The sequence below is a fragment of the Sphingopyxis sp. GW247-27LB genome, assembly GCF_002277025.1.
Taxonomy (GTDB): Bacteria; Pseudomonadota; Alphaproteobacteria; order Sphingomonadales; family Sphingomonadaceae; genus Sphingopyxis.
The window spans coordinates 345,225-362,043 of record NZ_NIWD01000013.1 but is presented as its reverse complement, the minus strand read 5'-3'; the positions used below and the strand labels follow the sequence as shown (position 1 = coordinate 362,043).

The following is a 16,819-nucleotide window of genomic DNA, read 5'->3' as shown; positions in this document are numbered from 1 at the left end:
GGTCGGGGGGCGTCAAGCGGAGTCCAACGAAAATTTTACATCTGCACGCCATAACGCCGGGCATGACCAGCAATGCGAAACCATCAATGCCACAGGAGGCGCTGGAAAAGCCGGAAGACGCAGCGCGCGTCTGTCTCGATTCCATGCCCTATCGAGCCATCGTATTTGCTCATCTGCACAAGAGTGAATCGAAAGCACCGCTTTACTGGGTCGCAGGGGTAGCAGGCGGCCCGTGGAGTGCAATAAACAGCCTGAAGAAGGCCGTCGCCGTTCACGGTGCAACCTGCTTCTATTGCTCGACAGCCTTGTCGAAAGACACAGTCACTATCGATCATGTCGAAGGTCAGACCGGCGAGATACCCAACGCGATCCAAAATCTGGTGCTGGCATGCAAACCATGCAATGCCAAGAAAGGCCACCTTCCTATCGATGCCTTCAAACCCGAAGCTGGACGCGAATGGCTTCAGGCACTCCACACGCAGGTTGAGGAACGGCTTCGCAAGCTAGGCCAAAGGTAGCAACCCCAGCCGCGCCCGCATCCGCCAGCGCATGAGGAGCAGCCCGGCGACGACGACGAGCCCGACCGCGAGGCCGATCCAGATGCCGACGCCGGCGAGCGGGGTCCAGAAGCCGAGATAGATGGCGGTGCCATAGCCCGCGAGCCAGTATCCGCACACCGCGATGATCATCGGGACGCGCGTGTCCTGAAGCCCGCGGAGCACGCCCGCCGCGACCGTCTGCGCGCCGTCGAAGAGCTGGAAGGCGGCGGCGACGACGAGGAACTGCATCGCATAGCCGACGAGCGCCGCGTTGCGCGCCGCGTCGACGTCGACATAGATCGACAGCACGAGCCGCGGGAACAGCCACATCGTCGCCGCGGTCAGCACCATGAAGCCGATGCCGAGGATCAGCGACGCCCGCCCCGCGAGCGCGATGCCGTGCGGATCGCGCGCGCCGTAGGAGAGACCGACGCGGATCGTCGCGGCCTGCGCGACCCCGAAGGGAATCTGGAAGGCGAGCGCCGCGACCTGGAGCGCGATCGTGTGACCCGCGAGCTGCGCCTCGCCGATCCGGCCCATCAGGAAGGCCGCGCCGGTGAACAGCCCCGCCTCGGCGAGGATGATCAGCCCGATCGGCGCGCCGATGCGCAGAATCTCGCGAAAGCGAGCCCATTCGGAGCGCCACCAGTTGCCGAACAGATGATAGCGGCGAAGCTGGCGGTCGGACTGGATCACGACGACATAGGCGAGCAGCATCACCGTGCTCGTCGTCACGCTCGACAGTGCCGAGCCGTGCAGCCCGAGCGCGGGCAGGCCGAGATGGCCGAAGACGAGCGCCCAGTTGCCGAGCGCATTGACCCCGAGCGCGAGGAAGGTGATCGCGGTCGCGATCTTCGGCCGGCCGAGCGCCGAAACGAAGATGCGCAGCACGCTCGCCGCGACCATCGGAAACATGCCCCACATCAGGATGAGGAGGAAGCTCGCCGCGTGCGCCGAAATGTCGGGCGCCTGCCCGGTCGCGATCATGATCGGTCCGCCCGCGGCGCAGATGCCCATCGCGGCGATCGAGACGAGCAGGCTGAGCCACAATGCCATGCGCACCGTGCGCCGCACCTCGCGCACCGCATGCTTGCGGCGCCCGAGCTCGGCGGCGATCAGCGGCGCCGACGCGCCGACCAGCCCGGTGCTCGTCCACAGCAGGAGCCCGAAGATCGACACGCCGAGCGATGCCGCCGCGAGTTCCGCATCGCCGAGCCGCGCGACGAAGATGACGTCGACCGCATGGACCATCATCTGCAGCAGATTCGCCGCGGCGAGCGGCCAGGCGAGCGCCAGCGTCGCGCCGAACTCGGCGCGCAGGCTCCGCGGGGCATCCGCGGTCAGGGGGTGGGCCTGCTGAAGCATAGCCGGCCCGGATAGGCGGACGAATATGACGGTTCAATAGCAGGAGGGCGCGGCGCCGCATTTGGGAAGCGGGGGTGGCAAAAAGGCAACAGCAACGTCCTGCTGCTGCCCTTTCATCGTCACCCCGGACTTGATCCGGGGTCCATTCACGCCGGCGTCGTAAAAATGGATCCCGGATCAAGTCCGGGATGACGAAAGGGTATCACCTCACCGTGGCAGCGTCATTGGCTCCACAGCATCGCCATCTCATAAGCGAAGGCGAGGAAGGTCAGCGTCAGCCCGACGACGAACAGCCGGTAGGCATAGGCGAGATATCGATATTTGCGCCGGGCTAGGACGACGCCATTCTGGTAGGTGTCGCGCAATATGGTTTCGTAGAGATCCTCTTCGGTCCGCATCCGCGCCTTCACCGCCGCGATGAATTCATCCTCCTCCATCTGCGCGAAGCGGCCGAAGAAGAGGATGTTGCTATGGTCCTTGCCGTCCTTGAAGACGATCGGCGGCGCCCGGCCGACGCGCGGCAGCACCGCGGAGACCGCGAGCAGCGCCGACAGGAAGGAAAAGGTCGCGAGGATCGTCAGAGGCATCGCGAACGCCCCGGCGCCGGCGCGCGCCTGCCCGACCGCGAGGGTGAAAACGACGAAGGTCGCCCCCATCAGGATCGACGCCTTCTGGTCCGCCATCTGCGACAATTGCATCGTCAGCTGCTGGTTGGTGCGCGCGAGATGCACCGCATTGGGCGGAAAGCCGACCGCGCCCGGCGGAGCCGCCGCAATGTCCTGCCGGTCGTCGTCCATCGGCGCATCCCCTGTCCCGACCCGGCCCAGCGATGGCATGTTCGGCGCATATCGGCAAGATGCTGCCCGATTGCCGCCGCAATCGCTTGCCAAGCGAAAGCTGGCGCGGCATTCCCGCGCGCAAGTTCACCATTTTAGGGACGCACCCCATGAGCACCGCCCTCACCGACCAGATCCACGGCCTGATCGAGCCCTTCAACAAGAAGGGCGTCGAACTGACCGACGCCACCACCTTCGCCGGCGACCTTGAATGGGACAGCCTGACCGTCATGGATTTCGTCGCCGAGGTCGAGGACAGCTTCGACATCATCATCAGCATGAACCAGCAGGCCGAGATCGAGAATGTCGGCCAGCTCATCGCCGCGGTGGAAAAGCTGCGGGGCTGAAAGCCCTGCATCCCGGCGAAAGCCGGGATCTCCCGCGAGCTCGCGCAACCCGTCTGGACCCCGGCCTTCGCCGGGGAACATGGAAACCAAAGATGACCGACCTCTTCTCCAAATTCGATCCGCTGATCCAGCAGCGCGCGGACCTGCTCGCGACCGGGGTCACCGACCCGTTCAGCCTGGTGATGGAAAAGGTGCTCTCGCCCACCGTCGCGGTCTGCAACGGGCGCGAGACCATCTTGCTCGGCACCTATAATTATATGGGCATGACCTTCGACGAGGATGTCATCGCCGCGGGCAAGGACGCGCTCGACAAATTCGGCAGCGGCACCACCGGCAGCCGCGTCCTCAACGGCACCTATCAGGGGCACCGCGAAGTCGAGGACGCGCTCAAGGACTTCTATGCCATGGATCATGCCATGGTCTTCTCGACCGGATACCAGGCCAACCTCGGCATCATCTCGACCATCGCCGGCAAGGGCGATTATGTCATCCTCGACATCGACAGCCACGCCTCGATCTACGACGGGTGCAAGATGGGCGACGCCGAGATCGTCGCCTTCCGCCACAACGACATCGAGGCGCTGGAAAAGCGGCTGAAGCGCCTGCCGCCCGAGGCAGGCAAGCTCGTCGTGCTCGAAGGCGTCTATTCGATGCTCGGCGACGTCGCGCCGCTGAAGGAGATGATCCGCGTCTCGAAGGAAGCCGGCGCGATGGTGCTGGTCGACGAGGCGCATTCGATGGGCTTCATCGGCGAGCACGGCCGCGGGGTCGCCGAGGCGCAGGGCGTCATCGACGACGTCGACTTCATCATCGGCACGTTCAGCAAGAGCGTCGGCACCGTTGGCGGCTTCTGCGTCTCGAACCATCCGAAGTTCGAGATCATGCGGCTGGTCTGCCGCCCGTACGTGTTCACCGCCTCGCTGCCGCCGAGCGTCGTCGCGACCGCCGCGACGAGCATCCGCAAGCTGATGCTTGGGAGCAACAAGCGCGCGCATCTGTGGGAAAATTCGAAGATGCTCCACAAGGGGCTCAAGGATCTGGGCTTCACGCTCGGCACCGACGAGCCGCAGTCGGCGATTATCGCGGTGATCATGCCCGACCTCGAAAAGGGCGCGATGATGTGGGAAGCGCTGCTCGAGGAAGGACTTTACGTCAATCTCGCCCGCCCGCCGGCGACCCCCGCGGGCATGACGCTGCTGCGCTGCTCGCTGTGCGCCGAGCATTCGAGCGAGCAGGTCGGCGAGATCCTCGGCCGCTTCGAGCGCGCCGACAAGCGCATCGGTATCATCGGCTGAACCGGGCATCCGCCGACCAGCGGGCGCATTTTCGGGGCGAAACGAAGGAGGCGGCCGCTTCGGCGCCCTTCCCCGCTTTGCGGCGCTCCGGCGAAACGGTAAGAGAGGCGCGTGTTCGAGAGGGATAGCGACCATGAAAGCGAGAGCCGCCGGGAGCGCCTGCGCTTCTGGCTGACGATCGGCGTCGGGACGATCCTGACCGGCGTCGTCGCGGCGCTCGTCCTGCTGCTGATGCGCGCCAACGACGCCTATGACCGGTCGCTCGGCTGGCAGGCGCACAGTCTGGAGGTCATTTCACAGACCCGCTCGCTCGACGCCGCGCTCGCCCGCGCCGAGGCGGCGCTCGGGCGTTTCGCGGTCGGCCTGCAGAAAGACGACGGCCGCATCTATCAGCAGCAATATGGCGTCGCGATGCAGTATCTGCGCCTGTTGCAACGCAACGTCCGCGACAGCCCCGAGCAGGCCGAGCTGGTGCGCCAGCTCGGCGTCGAACTCGAGCGGCGCGGCGAACAGCTCGGCGACGCAGCGCTCAGCGCCAACTACCGCCAGACCATCGCCGCCATCTCCAAATATAACGCCGCAGCGCACGATCCGGCGCTGGGGCGGATCAACAAGCTGCTCGCGCAGCTGATCCGCGACGAGCGCCAGCGCCTGTCGGAACGCAACCGGATCGCGGCGTCGGACCGGGCGAGCCTCAACCAGGCGATCATCATGTTCTCGCTGCTCGGCGCCGCCGCGGCGATCATCGCGATCGCCGCGACCTTCTCGCTGCTTCGCGTCGAGGGCGACCGGCGGCTCGCGCGGCGCGAGCAGTTCGCCGAAAGCGAGCGCGCGATGGAACTCGAGGCCGCGGTCGAGGCACGGACCGCAGAACTCGAACGGGCGAACGTCGCGCTGCGCAGCGAAATGACCGAACGCGAAACCGCCGAGGCGCGGCTGCGTCAGGCGCAGAAGATGGAAGCGGTCGGCCAGCTCACCGGCGGCATCGCGCACGACTTCAACAATATGCTCGCGGTGGTGGTCGGCGGGCTCGAACTCGCGCAGCGCTGGCTGTCCGAGGCCCCCGACAAGGCCGAGCGGCATATCCACAACGCGCTCGATGGGGCCAACCGCGCCGCCGACCTGACCCGGCGGCTGCTGACCTTCGCCCGCTCGGAGCCGGCGCGGCCCGAAATGACCGAGATCGACGCCTGCATCGCCTCTTTCGCCGAGTTGATCGAACGGACGATCGGCGACCGCATCGCGCTGACGCTCGACCTCCAGGCAGACGGGCTCGCCTGCTGGGTTGACCGGCAGCAGTTCGAAAATGCCCTGCTCAACCTCGCGGTCAACGCACGCGACGCGATGGACGGCCATGGGTCGCTGACCATCCGTACGCTGCGCGACGAGGAGGAAGAGTCGGCGGCACTCGCGGTGCAGGTGATCGACACCGGCTGCGGCATGTCGCCGGAGGTGCTCGAACGCGTCTTCGACCCCTTCTACACCACCAAGCCCGCGGGCCAGGGCACCGGCCTCGGCATGAGCCAGGTCTTCGCCTTCTGCCGCCAGTCGGGCGGCGAGGTGCAGATCCAGTCGACCGAAGGCGAAGGCACCAGCGTCGCGATGCTGCTGCCGGTCGCCAAGCCGAAGGCGGCGGGCGTCGAGGACGATGCCGGCGACGGGGCCCTTTCGCCGGCGGATCCCGCCGACATGTTGAACATCCTGGTGGTCGAGGACGATCACCGCGTGCTCGCGGCGACGGTCGACGCCGTCAGCGAACTGGGTCACAAGGCGGTGGCCTGCGGCAACCCGCTCGAAGCCGAGGCAATGGTCGAAGGGCATGGCGGCTTCGACCTGATCCTGTCCGACGTGCTGATGCCCGAACTGACGGGGCCGGAGATGGTCGCGCGGCTCAAGCAGCGCTGGCCCGACCTGTCGGTGCTGTTCGTCACCGGCTATGCCGGCGATGCGAGCGAGGACGCGAGCTTCGGCGACCACGACGTGCTGCGCAAACCCTTCACCCTCGCCGCGCTCGACCGGGCGATCCGGCGCAGCGGCGATGCACGCGCGGTCGAGACTCAGCGGCTCGCGGGGTAGAGGGCGGGCGATCAATAGAATCCGTTTCCCCGAGCGAAGACGAGGGGGCCGTTCGAGCGAAGCGAGAATCTTTGGCGTCGCAGCCTCGACTTCGCTCGGCAATGCCCCTCGTCTTCGCTCGGGGAAACGGGTAATTTAGATTCTCAGGTTCGTCCCGCCCTACCGGATCGCGCCGCTCCGCATCAGCCGCGGCACGAGCGTCAGCGCCGCGATCAGCGGCCAGCGGCGCTGCCACGGCTTGATCTCGATCTTCGTGCCCGCGTGGCGGTTGATCTTCCACGCCAGATAATCGATGCCACCGGCATAGGTGAGGCTCGCCTTCGCGAGCCGGGCGATGCTGAGCAGCTTGCCCTCGATGCGCCGTCTTGCCCAGCCGCCGCTCGGCGCCCCCGCCGGAATCGCGGCCATCGCGGGCGCGCTGAAGCGCAGATAGCGGTCGGGATCGGCATCGACGACCGATTGCGCGCGGGTCGTGCGCTCGGCGCGCAGTTCGACCGAATAGGTGAGGCCGAAGGCGCGGCGCCACCAGTCGAGCGGCTCCTCGCCGTCGCGCGACCCTGCGGCGGCGAGCAGCGTCGGCGCGGCGCGAGACACGGCGGCGACCGCACGGCTCCGCGCGGTGTCGTCGACCGCCCACACCAGCCGCGATGGTTGCGCGAAGCGCGCCCACACCGACACGTTGCGCGTCTCGGGCCCGTTCAGCCGCTCGAAATCGGCTTCGCTGAGCACCGCATATTTGGCGATCAGCCCGCCCGACTGGAACGGAAAGACATTGGGCGGGATCAGCCGGTTGGCGAGCCGCAGCCAGCGCTTCGGATAGGCGTCGCCATAGTCGGAGACGATCAGGTAGAAATCGAGCATCAGCCCGTCGAGCTGCGTTTCGCGGAGGCAGCTTCCGTAGAAGAGCACCGCGCGCGCGCTGCCCGGATATTCGGCCGCGACCGCCGCCGCCATCGCGGCGACGCGCGGATCGACCGGCGTCGACAGTTCGTCGCGGACCAGATCGGCCAGAGCGGACATGGTTGCGCCCCGTCAGGCCGCGAGGCGCAGGAAAGGCACCGGCTGCGTCGAGGTCAGGATGATCGGCCGGCCGCCCGTCGCCTCGAAAATCTCGCCGTCGAGGATGACGTTCGAGCGTTCGCCCTCGATGCGGATCTCGTCGCCCTGCTGGAAATGGACGCCCGCGAGCTCATTCTGTCCCAGCGTGCCGCGCCATGTCGCGCCGAGCATGCGGAACAGCGCGCCGACGCTGCTTTCGGTCGCGAGCAGCTTCATATGGCCGTTGGTGCCATGCTTGTCGCTGGTGCGGATGCTGAGCAGCAGCTTTTCGAGCGTGGTGACGATCAGCAGCGAGAATTTGCCCTTGAACTCGCCCTGGCGAACGAGCGACACCGTCATCGGCTCGGGCTTGGGCGGCAACCGCCCGCCGCCGACGCCGAACAGGATCGAGAAGAAGGCGAGCATCGCCGCCAGGAAATGCGACACGCCGTTGGGCAGGCCCAGTGGATAGATGCGGTGGCGGCAATAAAGCATCACGTCGGCAAGATAGGCGCCGCCGAGGAACATGCCGAGCACGGGGCGGGCGCCGCCGCTGTCGAGCGCGATGAGCTGGCGTTCGATCACATGATCCTCGAGCCGGCCGTCGCCGACCAGCTCGACCACCCGTTCGAGCGCCTTGATCGGATCGCCCTCGGCGCCGAGGTCGAGCGCGATCAGGTTGGTCTTGCCGTTGGGCAGCACCGCGACCGGCGGCGGCGAACCGCCGAAATGGCCGCCCGAATAAAGCTCGGTCAGCGCCGCCTGCACGGTGCCGTCGCCGCCGTTGATCGCGACGACGCGCGGGGACACCATCGCGATGGTGCGGATGGCCTCGCCGATCTGGTCGACGGCCTCGACCTCGTAATGGAAGATGTCGGGGTGCGCCGCGCAATATTCGCGCACTCGGGGCAACAGCGAGCGGTTGCCCGTCGAGCGTGGATTGGAAAGGAGCGCGACGCTGGCCACCTTCAGACCGGATCGAACGACAGGCCGTTGACGTAGTTCAGCGTGATCGGCACCCGCTTGGTGCTGCCGCCGACCGCGAAACTGACCTGCGCCAGCTTGGGCTTGCGCTTGAAGATGAAGTCGGTGAGCTTCATGTCGGGGTTGCCCGACAGGCCGCCGCCGTCGCTCTTGTCCGACTTGCCATTGCCGTTGATGTCGTGACGGACCGAAACGACATAATTGCCCGGCCCCTTCACCGGCACGCAGACCTGCACCGCGCCATTGCGCACCGGAACATCGACCCGTTCCAGCCACTTGCGCTTTTCGAGATAGCTCTTGTCCGCGTTGTAGATCTGCACGCGCAGCGTCCCCGTGCGCGCCTTGAATCCGCGCACGTCGACCAGCACGGCGGTCGCGTTGCTGTTGCAAAGGGCGGCCGCCGGACCCAGCGTGGCGCCCTGCGCAGCGACGGGCGCGATCAGCGCTCCGGCGGCGCCGGCGGCGAGTATCCCGGCGAAAAACATTTTCGACATGACCTCAATACCTCCAGAGGTTATAGCCACGCCAGCCGCGCGAAAGCGCAAGCCGACATGGGTCCCTGTCGCCCTTGAATCGGCATATCGGAAACATTTGCGGCCAAATCATGGTGATGGGGCGACGAAAGCTTGAACAAGATACCCGCCATCGACCGCTATATCGCGCGGCTCATCTTCTTCCCCATGCTCGGCACGCTCGTCCTCTCGGCGATGCTGCTGGTTCTCGAAAAGATGCTGCGCCTGTTCGATTTCGTCGCGACCGAGGGTGGCCCGGTCAGCGTCGTGTGGCGGATGCTCGCCAATCTGATCCCCGAATATCTCTCGCTCGGCATTCCGATCGGGCTGATGCTCGGCATCTTGCTCGCCTTCCGCCGCCTCGCGACGTCGAGCGAGCTCGACGTGCTGCGCGGCGTGGGGATGAGCTTCGGGCGGCTGATGCGCGTCCCCTATGCCTTCGCCTTCGCGCTCGCCTTGCTCAACCTCGCGATCGTCGGCTTCATCCAGCCCTATGCGCGCTACGCTTATGAAGGACTGCAGTTCGAACTGAGGTCGGGGGCGCTCGGCGCGTCGATCAAGGTCGGCGAATTCACCAAGCTCGGCAGCCGGATGACGTTGCGCATCGAGGAAAGCTACAACGACGGGCGCAGCTTGCGCGGCATCTTCGTGCGCGGCGAGAACAAGGACGGACAGGCGGTATCGGCGACCGCGTCGCGCGGGCAGTTCCTCGCCACCGACGATCCCGATACGATCATCCTGCGGCTGACGCAGGGGGTGCTGATCCACGAATCGCCGAAATTCGCGGTCCCGCGGGTGCTGACCTTCGACAACCACGACCTGCCGATCCCGCTGCCCAAGATCGAGGCGTTTCGCACGCGCGGCGGCGGCGACCGCGAAATGACGATCCCCGAGCTGTTCGTCGCGGGCAAGGACCAGAGCGAATCGGCCGCCACCCGGCTGGAAGTGCGCGCGAATTTCCATTTTCGCATCGTCGAGGTGATGTCGATGTTCCTGATTCCGCTGATCGCGATCGCGCTCGCCATCCCGCCCAAGCGATCGACCTCGTCGCTGGGGGTGTTCCTGTCGATCGTGCTGCTCGTCACCCAGCACAAGATCAACCAATATGCCGAGGATCTCGGCGCACGCGGCACCGTCGATCCGGTTCTCGCGCTGTGGGTGCCCTTCCTGCTGTTCGCGGCGCTCGCGGTGTGGATGTATTACACCGTCGCGCATGTTCCGGGCGGCCAGCCGATCGGCGCGCTCGAACGCGTCGCGGCGAAGGCCGGGCAGAAGGTCCGCGCACTGGCGCGCCTCTTCCAGCGCAAGCAGACCGCCTGATGCACCAGCTCCACTTCTTTCCCTCGCGCACGATGGCGCTCTATGTCGGGCGGCTGTTCCTCGTCCGCAGCTTCGCGATCCTGTTCGCGCTGGTGCTGATCCTGCAAACGCTCGACCTGCTCGGCGAAAGCGGCAAGATCCTGGCCGTCGCGGGCAACAGCGACAGCGACGTGTGGCGCTATGTCGGCATGCGGATGCCGCAGATCATCGAGACCTTCCTGCCCTTTTCGGTGCTGCTCGGCACGATCTTGACGCTGATCACGCTCAACCAGAACAGCGAGGTCATCGCGATGAAGGCGTCGGGCATGTCGGCGCACCAGGTGCTCGCGCCGCTGTTCCTCGCCGCATTGCTCGTCGCGGGCATCAGCTTTGCGTTCAACGAACGCATCGTCACGCGCGCAAACGCCGCGCTCAGCGCCTGGCAGAAGGTGCAATATGCGCAGGTGCCCAAGGACAGCGGGGTGCGCAGCAACATATGGGTGCGCGCCGGCGACGACCTGATCAACGCCCAGACCGTGCAGACCGGGGGCCCCGCGGTCGTCCTCGGCAAGGTCGCCATCTACGAACGCACCCAGGGCGTGCTGTCGTCGATCCTGTCGGCCGACAGCGCGCGCGCGGTGGCCGGCGGATGGGAACTGACCAACGCGAAACGCTTCCTGCGCCGGTCGGGAACGCTCGAACCGCTCGGCAATATCGTCGCGGCGAAGGGCGTGCGGCCCGACCAGTTCACCCTCGCGCAGGTCGACGGCGACGAATTGCCCTTTCTGAAGCTCCAGTCGGCGATCGCCGATCTCGAAGCCGCGGGACGCCCCGTCGACTCGCTGAAGGGCGTGCTGTGGCACAAGATTTCGGGGCCGCTCTCGGCGATCCTGATGCCGCTCCTGGGCGCGGTCGCCGCCTTCGGCCTCGCGCGGTCGGGCAAGCTGTTCGTGCGCGCGATCCTGGGGATGGCACTGGGCTTCGCCTATTTCGTCGCCGACAATTTCGCGCTCGCGATGGGTGACCTCGGCGCCTATTCGCCCTTCCTCGCCGCGTGGGGGCCCTTCATCTTGTTCGCGCTGATCGGCGAAATGATCTTGATCCGGACCGAGGAATAATCTCGCGCGACGAGGCGAAGGAATTGAGTGGGTTACATGTCGGAAGCAGACCGATCCCCGCCTGCCAAATCTCGAAGCGCGGGATGCGCCATCGCAATGCTGGCTATAAACGGGCTCTTGATGGGCCTCGCTACGTTGAGCTTTTCCCAAGGCCCCTATTCCAGTCTGGAACAGGAACTATGGTATCGCTACGGCTCCATCATCTTTGCCTTGGCCGGAGCCGTTATTCCCGCGATCATTCTGCTGTCGGTCGCCAAGCGGCCGCCTTGGCTAGTCGCCGCCTTGACCATTTGGATGGTCGCCGTGCTCGGCGTCTTCGTGGGCTACGCCTTCATGTCCGGTGGCGGAGTCTGACGAGACTCCTACGATTACGCCGCCCCACCCCGCGCCGACCCCGCGACGAGCTTCGCGACCAGTCCCGGCAGCCCCTTGTAGTTCGCCTTGTGATATTGCGAATCCTGCGGCAGCGCCTCCTTCAACCGGCGGTGCGCCTCGGCCAGCGAATGATAGGGCACGCCCGGCAACAGGTGGTGGAGCGCGTGATAGCGCAGGCCCACCGGCGCCCACAATTCGGGGAGCAGCCCCGGCGGGGGAACGTTGACGCTGTCGAGGAACTGCGCGGTCACGGTCAGCACTTCGCCGTCATTCTCCCACAGATGCGCGACGAGGGTGCGGATCTGGTTGAGCACGATGCTCGCCGAGGCGATACCCCCGAAGATCAGCAGCGCGCGGAGCGGCACCCAGCCGAAGACGGCGGCGGCCACGAGCAGCGTCGACCACGCCCAGGCGCCGCCTTCCTGCCACGCCCATTGGCGGCGGAACTCACCCTCGGGGGGCTTGCGGCGGAACATCGGGTTGATGATCAGCCCCGAATATCGCTCCATCACGATCCGGCGCAGCGGCGGGATCAGGAAGGACAGCGGGGTCAGCACCGCATAGCGGAAGACGAGCGCGACCGGCGCGAACGCCGCGGCGACGACGAACAGCGGCACCGTCCATGGCTTCATCAGCGCGAGCGGCAGATATTCGGGATCCTCGACCGTGCCATATTTGGTGCGATTGTGGTGCAGGCTGTGAATCTCTTCATACATGAAGGAGGGGATCAGCAGCGGCACCCCGATCAGGACATTCCACCAGAGGCGAAAGCCCGGCAGCGCATTCTTGCGGATATGAGTGATCTCGTGGATGAAGCTGCCCGCGCGGTAGAGCGCGAGCACCGCGACCAGCGCCGCGGCGAGCATCCACGCCGTCGAGGGCGCGAAGATCGCGGCAGCGACGCCGGCATAGCCGATGAAGGCCGAGGCGAGGAAATCGGCCCAGTAGATGCGCGCGCTGGGCGCGACGAGATCGCGCGTCAGCTCCGACGCCGCGCGGATCATCGCCATATCGTCGGCGATCGCCGACTTCGGAACCGGCGGCGCGGGCGCGACCGAGTGCCGGTCGACAAGGGTGTTCATCGCAAACATATCGGGGTCTTCACCATGATTTCGTGGCAGCAAGATGGCCAAATGCGGGTCGCCAGCGCCGCAGCTATGCCCTAATGCCTCGCGCATAAACATAGGAAGTCCAGTTCAGGAAACCAGCCATGGCCGCGCACACCCCAGGTCCGATCAGCATCATTCCCGTCCAGACCAAGGCCGACAAGCGCGAGTTCGTCGAGCTCGCCTTTCGCCTCAATCGCGGAGATCCGGCGTGGGTGCCGCCGCTGAAGGGCGAGGCCTTCGACCTCTTGACCCCCGGCAAAAATCCCTGGTTCGAGCATGGCAAGGCGCAGCTGTTCCTCGCGCGCCGCGACGGGCGGACGGTGGGGCGCATTTCGGCGCATATCGACGCGCTCGCGCTCGCCCAGCCCGCCGAACAGGGGATGGGGCCGGGCACCGGCAATTGGGGGCTGCTCGAAGCCGAGGATGCGGAAACCGCGACCGCGCTGCTCGCCGCCGCCGAGGATTGGCTGCGCGGCCAGGGCATGCACCGCTCGCTCGGGCCGCTGTCGATCTCGATCTGGGACGAGCCGGGCCTGCTCGTCGAAGGCTTCGACACGCCACCGACGATCATGCTCGGCCACAACAGTCCGCTCTACCAGGCATGGGTGGAGGCGGCGGGCTATCGTCCGGTCAAGCGGCTGATCAATTATAGGGTCGGGATCACCGACGGCTTTCCGCCGATCGTCAACCGCATCGTCGCGGCGGGCGAGAAGAATGAGCGCATCCGCATCCGCCGCGTCGACAAAAGCCGCTTCGACGCCGAGGCGAAGCTGATCATGGGCATTTTGAACGATGCGTGGTCGGATAATTGGGGTTTCGTGCCGCTGACCGACAGCGAGATCGCCTTCGTCGGCAAGAAGCTGAAAACCCTGGTGTTCGAGGATCTGATCCGCGTCGCCGAACTCGACGGACAGCCCGTCGCCTTCATGATCGTGCTCCCGAACATCAACGAGCTGCTGATCGACATGGAGGGATCGCTCCTCCCCTTCGGCTGGGCGAAACTGCTCTGGTGGCTGAGGAAGCCCAAAAGCCGCATCCTGCGCGTGCCGTTGATGGGCGTGGTCAAGACGCTGCAGAACAGCCGCATGGCGAGCACGCTCGCCTTCATGATGATCGAGTTCATCCGCCGCGACGCCGTCGTCGACTATGGCGCGCAGCAGGGCGACATCGGCTGGGTGCTCGACGATAATCAGGGGATGATCGCGGTGGCGAAGGCGATCGAGGCGACCGAGAACCGGGTCTATCAGATCTATGACAAGCCGCTCGATTGAGGCGATTTCGGCCCAAAGCCGGCGTTGGGATAGCTTTGCGACAAACGCGCACCAGCCTCGGCCATCATCAGGAAGGGCTTTGTCATGGCGATCCACTATCTCGCCGCCAACCGCTTCGGCCTCGGCCGCCGTTATGACGACCCCGCGCCCGCGGGCGATGCGCGCGCGGCGCTGATCGCCGAACTCGGCGCCTTCGACCCCGCGCCGCCGCCGATCGCGGCACTGGCGGGACGCGCCGCGATCGCCGATGCCTATATCGAGTATCGCGACGAACGCGCCACGATGCGTAAGGCCGCAAACGACGCGCAGCCGGTAGACGCAGCGGACAAGGGGATGCCCCCCGAGCTGCAACGCCTGTCGCGCTCGGCGATCCGCGGCCATTATGCCGATGCGGTGCGCGCGCGCCTCTCCGCCGCCATCGCCTCCCCCACCCCCCTTCCCGAGCGGCTGACCCATTTCTGGGCCAATCATTTCGCGGTGTCGGCAGACAAGCTGGCGGTGATCGGCTTCGCCGGCAATTTCGAGTTCGAGGCGATCCGCCCCAACATCCTCGGCAAATTTTCCGATCTGCTGATCGCCGCGGTGCGCCACCCGGCGATGCTGCTCTATCTCGACCAGGCGCAGAGCTTCGGCCCCGACAGCCCCGTTTCGACCCGCATCCGTACCCGCCGGGGCCGCCCCGGACCGGGGCTCAACGAGAATCTGGGGCGCGAGATACTCGAGCTCCACACGCTGGGGGTGCGCACCGGCTATACGCAGGCCGACGTCACCGCCTTCGCCAAGGCGCTGACCGGGCTGACCGTCGCGGGGCTCGGGCGCGGAGCGGGGCAGCGGCTGATGCCCGCCGACGCGACGCCTGGCGACACGGTGTTCATCGACCAGCTGCACGAGCCGGGGCCACAGACGATCCTCGGCAAGCGTTACGACCAGCCCGGTGCAAAGCAGGCCGAGGCGGTGCTGCGCGACCTCGCGACCCATCCCGCGACCGCGCGCCACATTGCGACCAAGCTCGCGCGCCATTTCGCGGGCGACACGCCGCCCGCGGCGCTGATCGACCGGCTCGCGGCCGATTTTCAGGCGACCGGCGGCGACCTTTCGTCGCTCTACCGCACGCTCGTCGCCTCGCCCGAGCCCTGGGCGGCCGAGCCCGCGATGTTCAAATCGCCGTGGGACTGGACGGTGTCGATGCTGCGCGGCCTGAAGGCCGAGGCGCTCGGGCCGCGCCAGAATATCGCGGCGATGTTCACCCAGCTCGGCCAGCCGCTGTGGCGCCCGGGCTCGCCCGCCGGCTATGACGACAGGGTCGCCACCTGGGCGGGCTCGGCGGCGCTGATGCAGCGCGTCGAACTCGCCAGCCGCGTCGCGGGGCGGATCGGCGACCGCGCCGACGCGCGCGCCCTCGCGCCGCTGCTGCTCGCCGATGCCCTGACCCCGGCGGCAGCCCAGGCGATCGCACGCGCCGACAGTCCGGGACAGGGTCTCGCCATGCTGTTCGCCACCCCAGCCTTCCTGCGGAGATAGATGATGATATTCTCGCGCCGCACCCTCCTCCTCTCGGGCCTGACCGCCGCCGCCGCGAGCGCGATGCCGCGCGTCGCCTGGGCCGCCGCGGGGACGGCCAAGCGCCTCGTCTTCGTCATCCAGCGCGGCGCCGCCGACGGGCTGTCGATCGTCGCGCCGACCGGCGATCCCGCCTTCGCCGCCGCGCGCGGCGCGCTCGCCGAGGATGTGGCGGGTGGCGCGAAGCTCGGCGGGCTGTTCACGTTGCACCCCGCGCTCGCGACCGGCGCGACGCTCTATGCCGCTCGCCAGGCCCATTTCGCCCATGCCGTCGCCACCGCTTATCGCGACCGATCGCATTTCGACGGCCAGAATGTGCTCGAAGGTGGCGGGTCGCGCCCCTATGAGCGCACCGACGGCTGGGTCGGGCGGCTGCTCACCCTGCTTCCCGAGAGCGAGCGCGACGCCCTCGCCATCGCCCCCGCGGTGCCGCTGGCGCTGCGCGGCGACGCGCCCGTCGCCACCTATGCGCCGAGCCGCCTGCCACAGGCCGACGCCGACCTGATCGCGCGGCTGACCGCGCTATACCAAGACGATCCGCTGCTCCACCCGCTGTGGGAAAGCGCGGTCAGGACGCAGGAACTCGCGAGCGACATCGGCGGCAACAACGGCCGCAACGGCGCCGACCTCGGCACGCTCGCGGCGTCGCTAATGACGCCCGCCGACGGCGCGCGGGTGATGATGGTCGAAACCGGCGGCTGGGACACGCACAGCGGCCAGCGCGGGCGCCTCAATGCGCAGCTCCGCGGGCTCGACCAGCTCGTCGGCGCGCTGCAGACGGGGCTAGGCCCCGCATGGACCGACACGCTGGTGATCGTCGCGACCGAATTCGGCCGCACCGTCGCGGTCAACGGCACCGGCGGCACCGACCATGGCACCGGATCGGCCGCGATGTTCTTCGGCGGCGGGCTCGCCCAGGGTGGGCAGGTGTCGGCCGACTGGCCGGGGCTCGCCGTGGCAGCACGCTTCGACGGGCGCGACCTCAAGCCGACGCGCAGCCTCGAAAGCGTGATCGCGGCGGCGGTCGCGCATCATTATGCGCTCGACCCCGCGCGGGTGACGAAGACGCTCTATCCGGACATTTGAACATCGGCG

Annotated in this window: 16 protein-coding genes; 10 read left to right on the top strand and 6 right to left on the bottom strand. The window is 67.0% G+C overall.

Going from position 1 to position 16,819, the window contains the following annotated elements; genetic code table 11:
• Positions 1 to 62: 62 nt before the first annotated feature.
• On the top strand, positions 63 to 518 hold the full coding sequence (locus tag CD928_RS18875; RefSeq protein ID WP_176473634.1) for an HNH endonuclease signature motif containing protein: 456 nt from the start codon (positions 63 to 65) through the stop codon (positions 516 to 518).
• Here CD928_RS18875 and CD928_RS18870 read toward each other — a convergent pair.
• Positions 504 to 1,904 (bottom strand): MATE family efflux transporter, encoded by a 1,401-nt coding sequence (locus CD928_RS18870; protein WP_095388616.1) that lies wholly within the window; start codon positions 1,902 to 1,904, stop codon positions 504 to 506. The genes CD928_RS18875 and CD928_RS18870 overlap by 15 nt on opposite strands.
• A gap of 221 nt (positions 1,905 to 2,125) precedes the next feature.
• Positions 2,126 to 2,701, bottom strand: coding sequence for a Pycsar system effector family protein (locus CD928_RS18865; RefSeq protein WP_095388615.1), 576 nt, complete (start codon positions 2,699 to 2,701; stop codon positions 2,126 to 2,128).
• 149 nt (positions 2,702 to 2,850) lie between these two features.
• Here CD928_RS18865 and CD928_RS18860 point away from each other — a divergent pair, with 149 nt between their 5' ends.
• From CD928_RS18860 to CD928_RS18850, 3 genes are all read left to right on the top strand, one after another.
• Positions 2,851 to 3,087: an acyl carrier protein gene (locus tag CD928_RS18860; RefSeq protein ID WP_095388701.1), complete on the top strand. Its 237-nt coding sequence runs from the start codon at positions 2,851 to 2,853 to the stop codon at positions 3,085 to 3,087.
• 92 nt (positions 3,088 to 3,179) lie between these two features.
• Positions 3,180 to 4,382, top strand: coding sequence for an aminotransferase class I/II-fold pyridoxal phosphate-dependent enzyme (locus tag CD928_RS18855; RefSeq protein ID WP_095388614.1), 1,203 nt, complete (start codon positions 3,180 to 3,182; stop codon positions 4,380 to 4,382).
• Between the two features lie 111 nt (positions 4,383 to 4,493).
• Positions 4,494 to 6,458 carry an ATP-binding protein gene (locus CD928_RS18850; RefSeq protein WP_095388613.1) on the top strand — a complete coding sequence of 655 codons (1,965 nt, stop codon included), beginning with the start codon at positions 4,494 to 4,496 and terminating at the stop codon, positions 6,456 to 6,458.
• Positions 6,459 to 6,617: 159 nt separating this feature from the next.
• Here CD928_RS18850 and CD928_RS18845 read toward each other — a convergent pair whose 3' ends face one another.
• From CD928_RS18845 to CD928_RS18835, 3 genes are read right to left on the bottom strand one after another with little or no spacing between them, the layout of a single operon-like run.
• Positions 6,618 to 7,478 (bottom strand): hypothetical protein, encoded by an 861-nt coding sequence (locus CD928_RS18845; RefSeq protein WP_095388612.1) that lies wholly within the window; start codon positions 7,476 to 7,478, stop codon positions 6,618 to 6,620.
• A gap of 12 nt (positions 7,479 to 7,490) precedes the next feature.
• Entirely contained in the window at positions 7,491 to 8,462 is a 972-nt protein-coding gene (locus CD928_RS18840) for a diacylglycerol kinase family protein (protein ID WP_095388611.1), read from the bottom strand.
• Between the two features lie 2 nt (positions 8,463 to 8,464).
• On the bottom strand, positions 8,465 to 8,974 hold the full coding sequence (locus CD928_RS18835) for a DUF2141 domain-containing protein (RefSeq protein WP_095388610.1): 510 nt from the start codon (positions 8,972 to 8,974) through the stop codon (positions 8,465 to 8,467).
• Between the two features lie 132 nt (positions 8,975 to 9,106).
• Here CD928_RS18835 and lptF point away from each other — a divergent pair, with 132 nt between their 5' ends.
• The 3 genes from lptF (at position 9,107) to CD928_RS18820 (ending at position 11,763) form a co-directional block, all read left to right on the top strand.
• Positions 9,107 to 10,312, top strand: coding sequence for an LPS export ABC transporter permease LptF (gene lptF, locus CD928_RS18830; protein WP_095388609.1), 1,206 nt, complete (start codon positions 9,107 to 9,109; stop codon positions 10,310 to 10,312).
• Positions 10,312 to 11,409, top strand: a complete 1,098-nt coding sequence (gene lptG, locus CD928_RS18825) for an LPS export ABC transporter permease LptG (protein ID WP_095388608.1) — start codon at positions 10,312 to 10,314, stop codon at positions 11,407 to 11,409. Before lptF ends, lptG begins: the two co-directional genes overlap by 1 nt.
• Before the next feature lie 120 nt (positions 11,410 to 11,529).
• A complete protein-coding gene (locus CD928_RS18820) occupies positions 11,530 to 11,763 on the top strand; it encodes a hypothetical protein (protein ID WP_141237196.1) in 234 nt (77 codons plus the stop codon).
• A gap of 14 nt (positions 11,764 to 11,777) precedes the next feature.
• Here the strand turns inward: CD928_RS18820 and CD928_RS18815 are convergent, their stop codons facing one another.
• Complete coding sequence (locus tag CD928_RS18815) at positions 11,778 to 12,866, bottom strand: fatty acid desaturase (RefSeq protein ID WP_095388700.1); 1,089 nt, start codon at positions 12,864 to 12,866, stop codon at positions 11,778 to 11,780.
• Between the two features lie 128 nt (positions 12,867 to 12,994).
• Here CD928_RS18815 and CD928_RS18810 point away from each other — a divergent pair, with 128 nt between their 5' ends.
• The 3 genes from CD928_RS18810 to CD928_RS18800 all read left to right on the top strand — a co-directional run bounded on the left by CD928_RS18810 (position 12,995) and on the right by CD928_RS18800 (position 16,810).
• Complete coding sequence (locus CD928_RS18810; RefSeq protein WP_095388606.1) at positions 12,995 to 14,164, top strand: N-acetyltransferase; 1,170 nt, start codon at positions 12,995 to 12,997, stop codon at positions 14,162 to 14,164.
• A gap of 84 nt (positions 14,165 to 14,248) precedes the next feature.
• Positions 14,249 to 15,685: a DUF1800 family protein gene (locus tag CD928_RS18805; RefSeq protein ID WP_095388605.1), complete on the top strand. Its 1,437-nt coding sequence runs from the start codon at positions 14,249 to 14,251 to the stop codon at positions 15,683 to 15,685.
• A 3-nt stretch (positions 15,686 to 15,688) separates the two neighbouring features.
• A complete protein-coding gene (locus CD928_RS18800) occupies positions 15,689 to 16,810 on the top strand; it encodes a DUF1501 domain-containing protein (protein ID WP_095388699.1) in 1,122 nt (373 codons plus the stop codon).
• Positions 16,811 to 16,819: the final 9 nt, after the last annotated feature.

Bases quoted from the DNA above. Each gene is read 5' to 3' on its own strand.
- CD928_RS18875 (WP_176473634.1), top strand. From the start codon at position 63: ATGACCAGCAATGCGAAACCATCAATGCCACAGGAGGCGCTGGAAAAG.
- CD928_RS18815 (WP_095388700.1), bottom strand. From the start codon at position 12,866: ATGAACACCCTTGTCGACCGGCACTCGGTCGCGCCCGCGCCGCCGGTT.
- CD928_RS18800 (WP_095388699.1), top strand. From the start codon at position 15,689: ATGATATTCTCGCGCCGCACCCTCCTCCTCTCGGGCCTGACCGCCGCC.
- CD928_RS18820 (WP_141237196.1), top strand. From the start codon at position 11,530: ATGGGCCTCGCTACGTTGAGCTTTTCCCAAGGCCCCTATTCCAGTCTG.
- CD928_RS18810 (WP_095388606.1), top strand. From the start codon at position 12,995: ATGGCCGCGCACACCCCAGGTCCGATCAGCATCATTCCCGTCCAGACC.
- CD928_RS18855 (WP_095388614.1), top strand. From the start codon at position 3,180: ATGACCGACCTCTTCTCCAAATTCGATCCGCTGATCCAGCAGCGCGCG.
- CD928_RS18860 (WP_095388701.1), top strand. From the start codon at position 2,851: ATGAGCACCGCCCTCACCGACCAGATCCACGGCCTGATCGAGCCCTTC.
- CD928_RS18845 (WP_095388612.1), bottom strand. From the start codon at position 7,478: ATGTCCGCTCTGGCCGATCTGGTCCGCGACGAACTGTCGACGCCGGTC.
- CD928_RS18865 (WP_095388615.1), bottom strand. From the start codon at position 2,701: ATGGACGACGACCGGCAGGACATTGCGGCGGCTCCGCCGGGCGCGGTC.
- CD928_RS18805 (WP_095388605.1), top strand. From the start codon at position 14,249: ATGGCGATCCACTATCTCGCCGCCAACCGCTTCGGCCTCGGCCGCCGT.
- lptG (WP_095388608.1), top strand. From the start codon at position 10,312: ATGCACCAGCTCCACTTCTTTCCCTCGCGCACGATGGCGCTCTATGTC.
- CD928_RS18835 (WP_095388610.1), bottom strand. From the start codon at position 8,974: ATGTCGAAAATGTTTTTCGCCGGGATACTCGCCGCCGGCGCCGCCGGA.
- CD928_RS18870 (WP_095388616.1), bottom strand. From the start codon at position 1,904: ATGCTTCAGCAGGCCCACCCCCTGACCGCGGATGCCCCGCGGAGCCTG.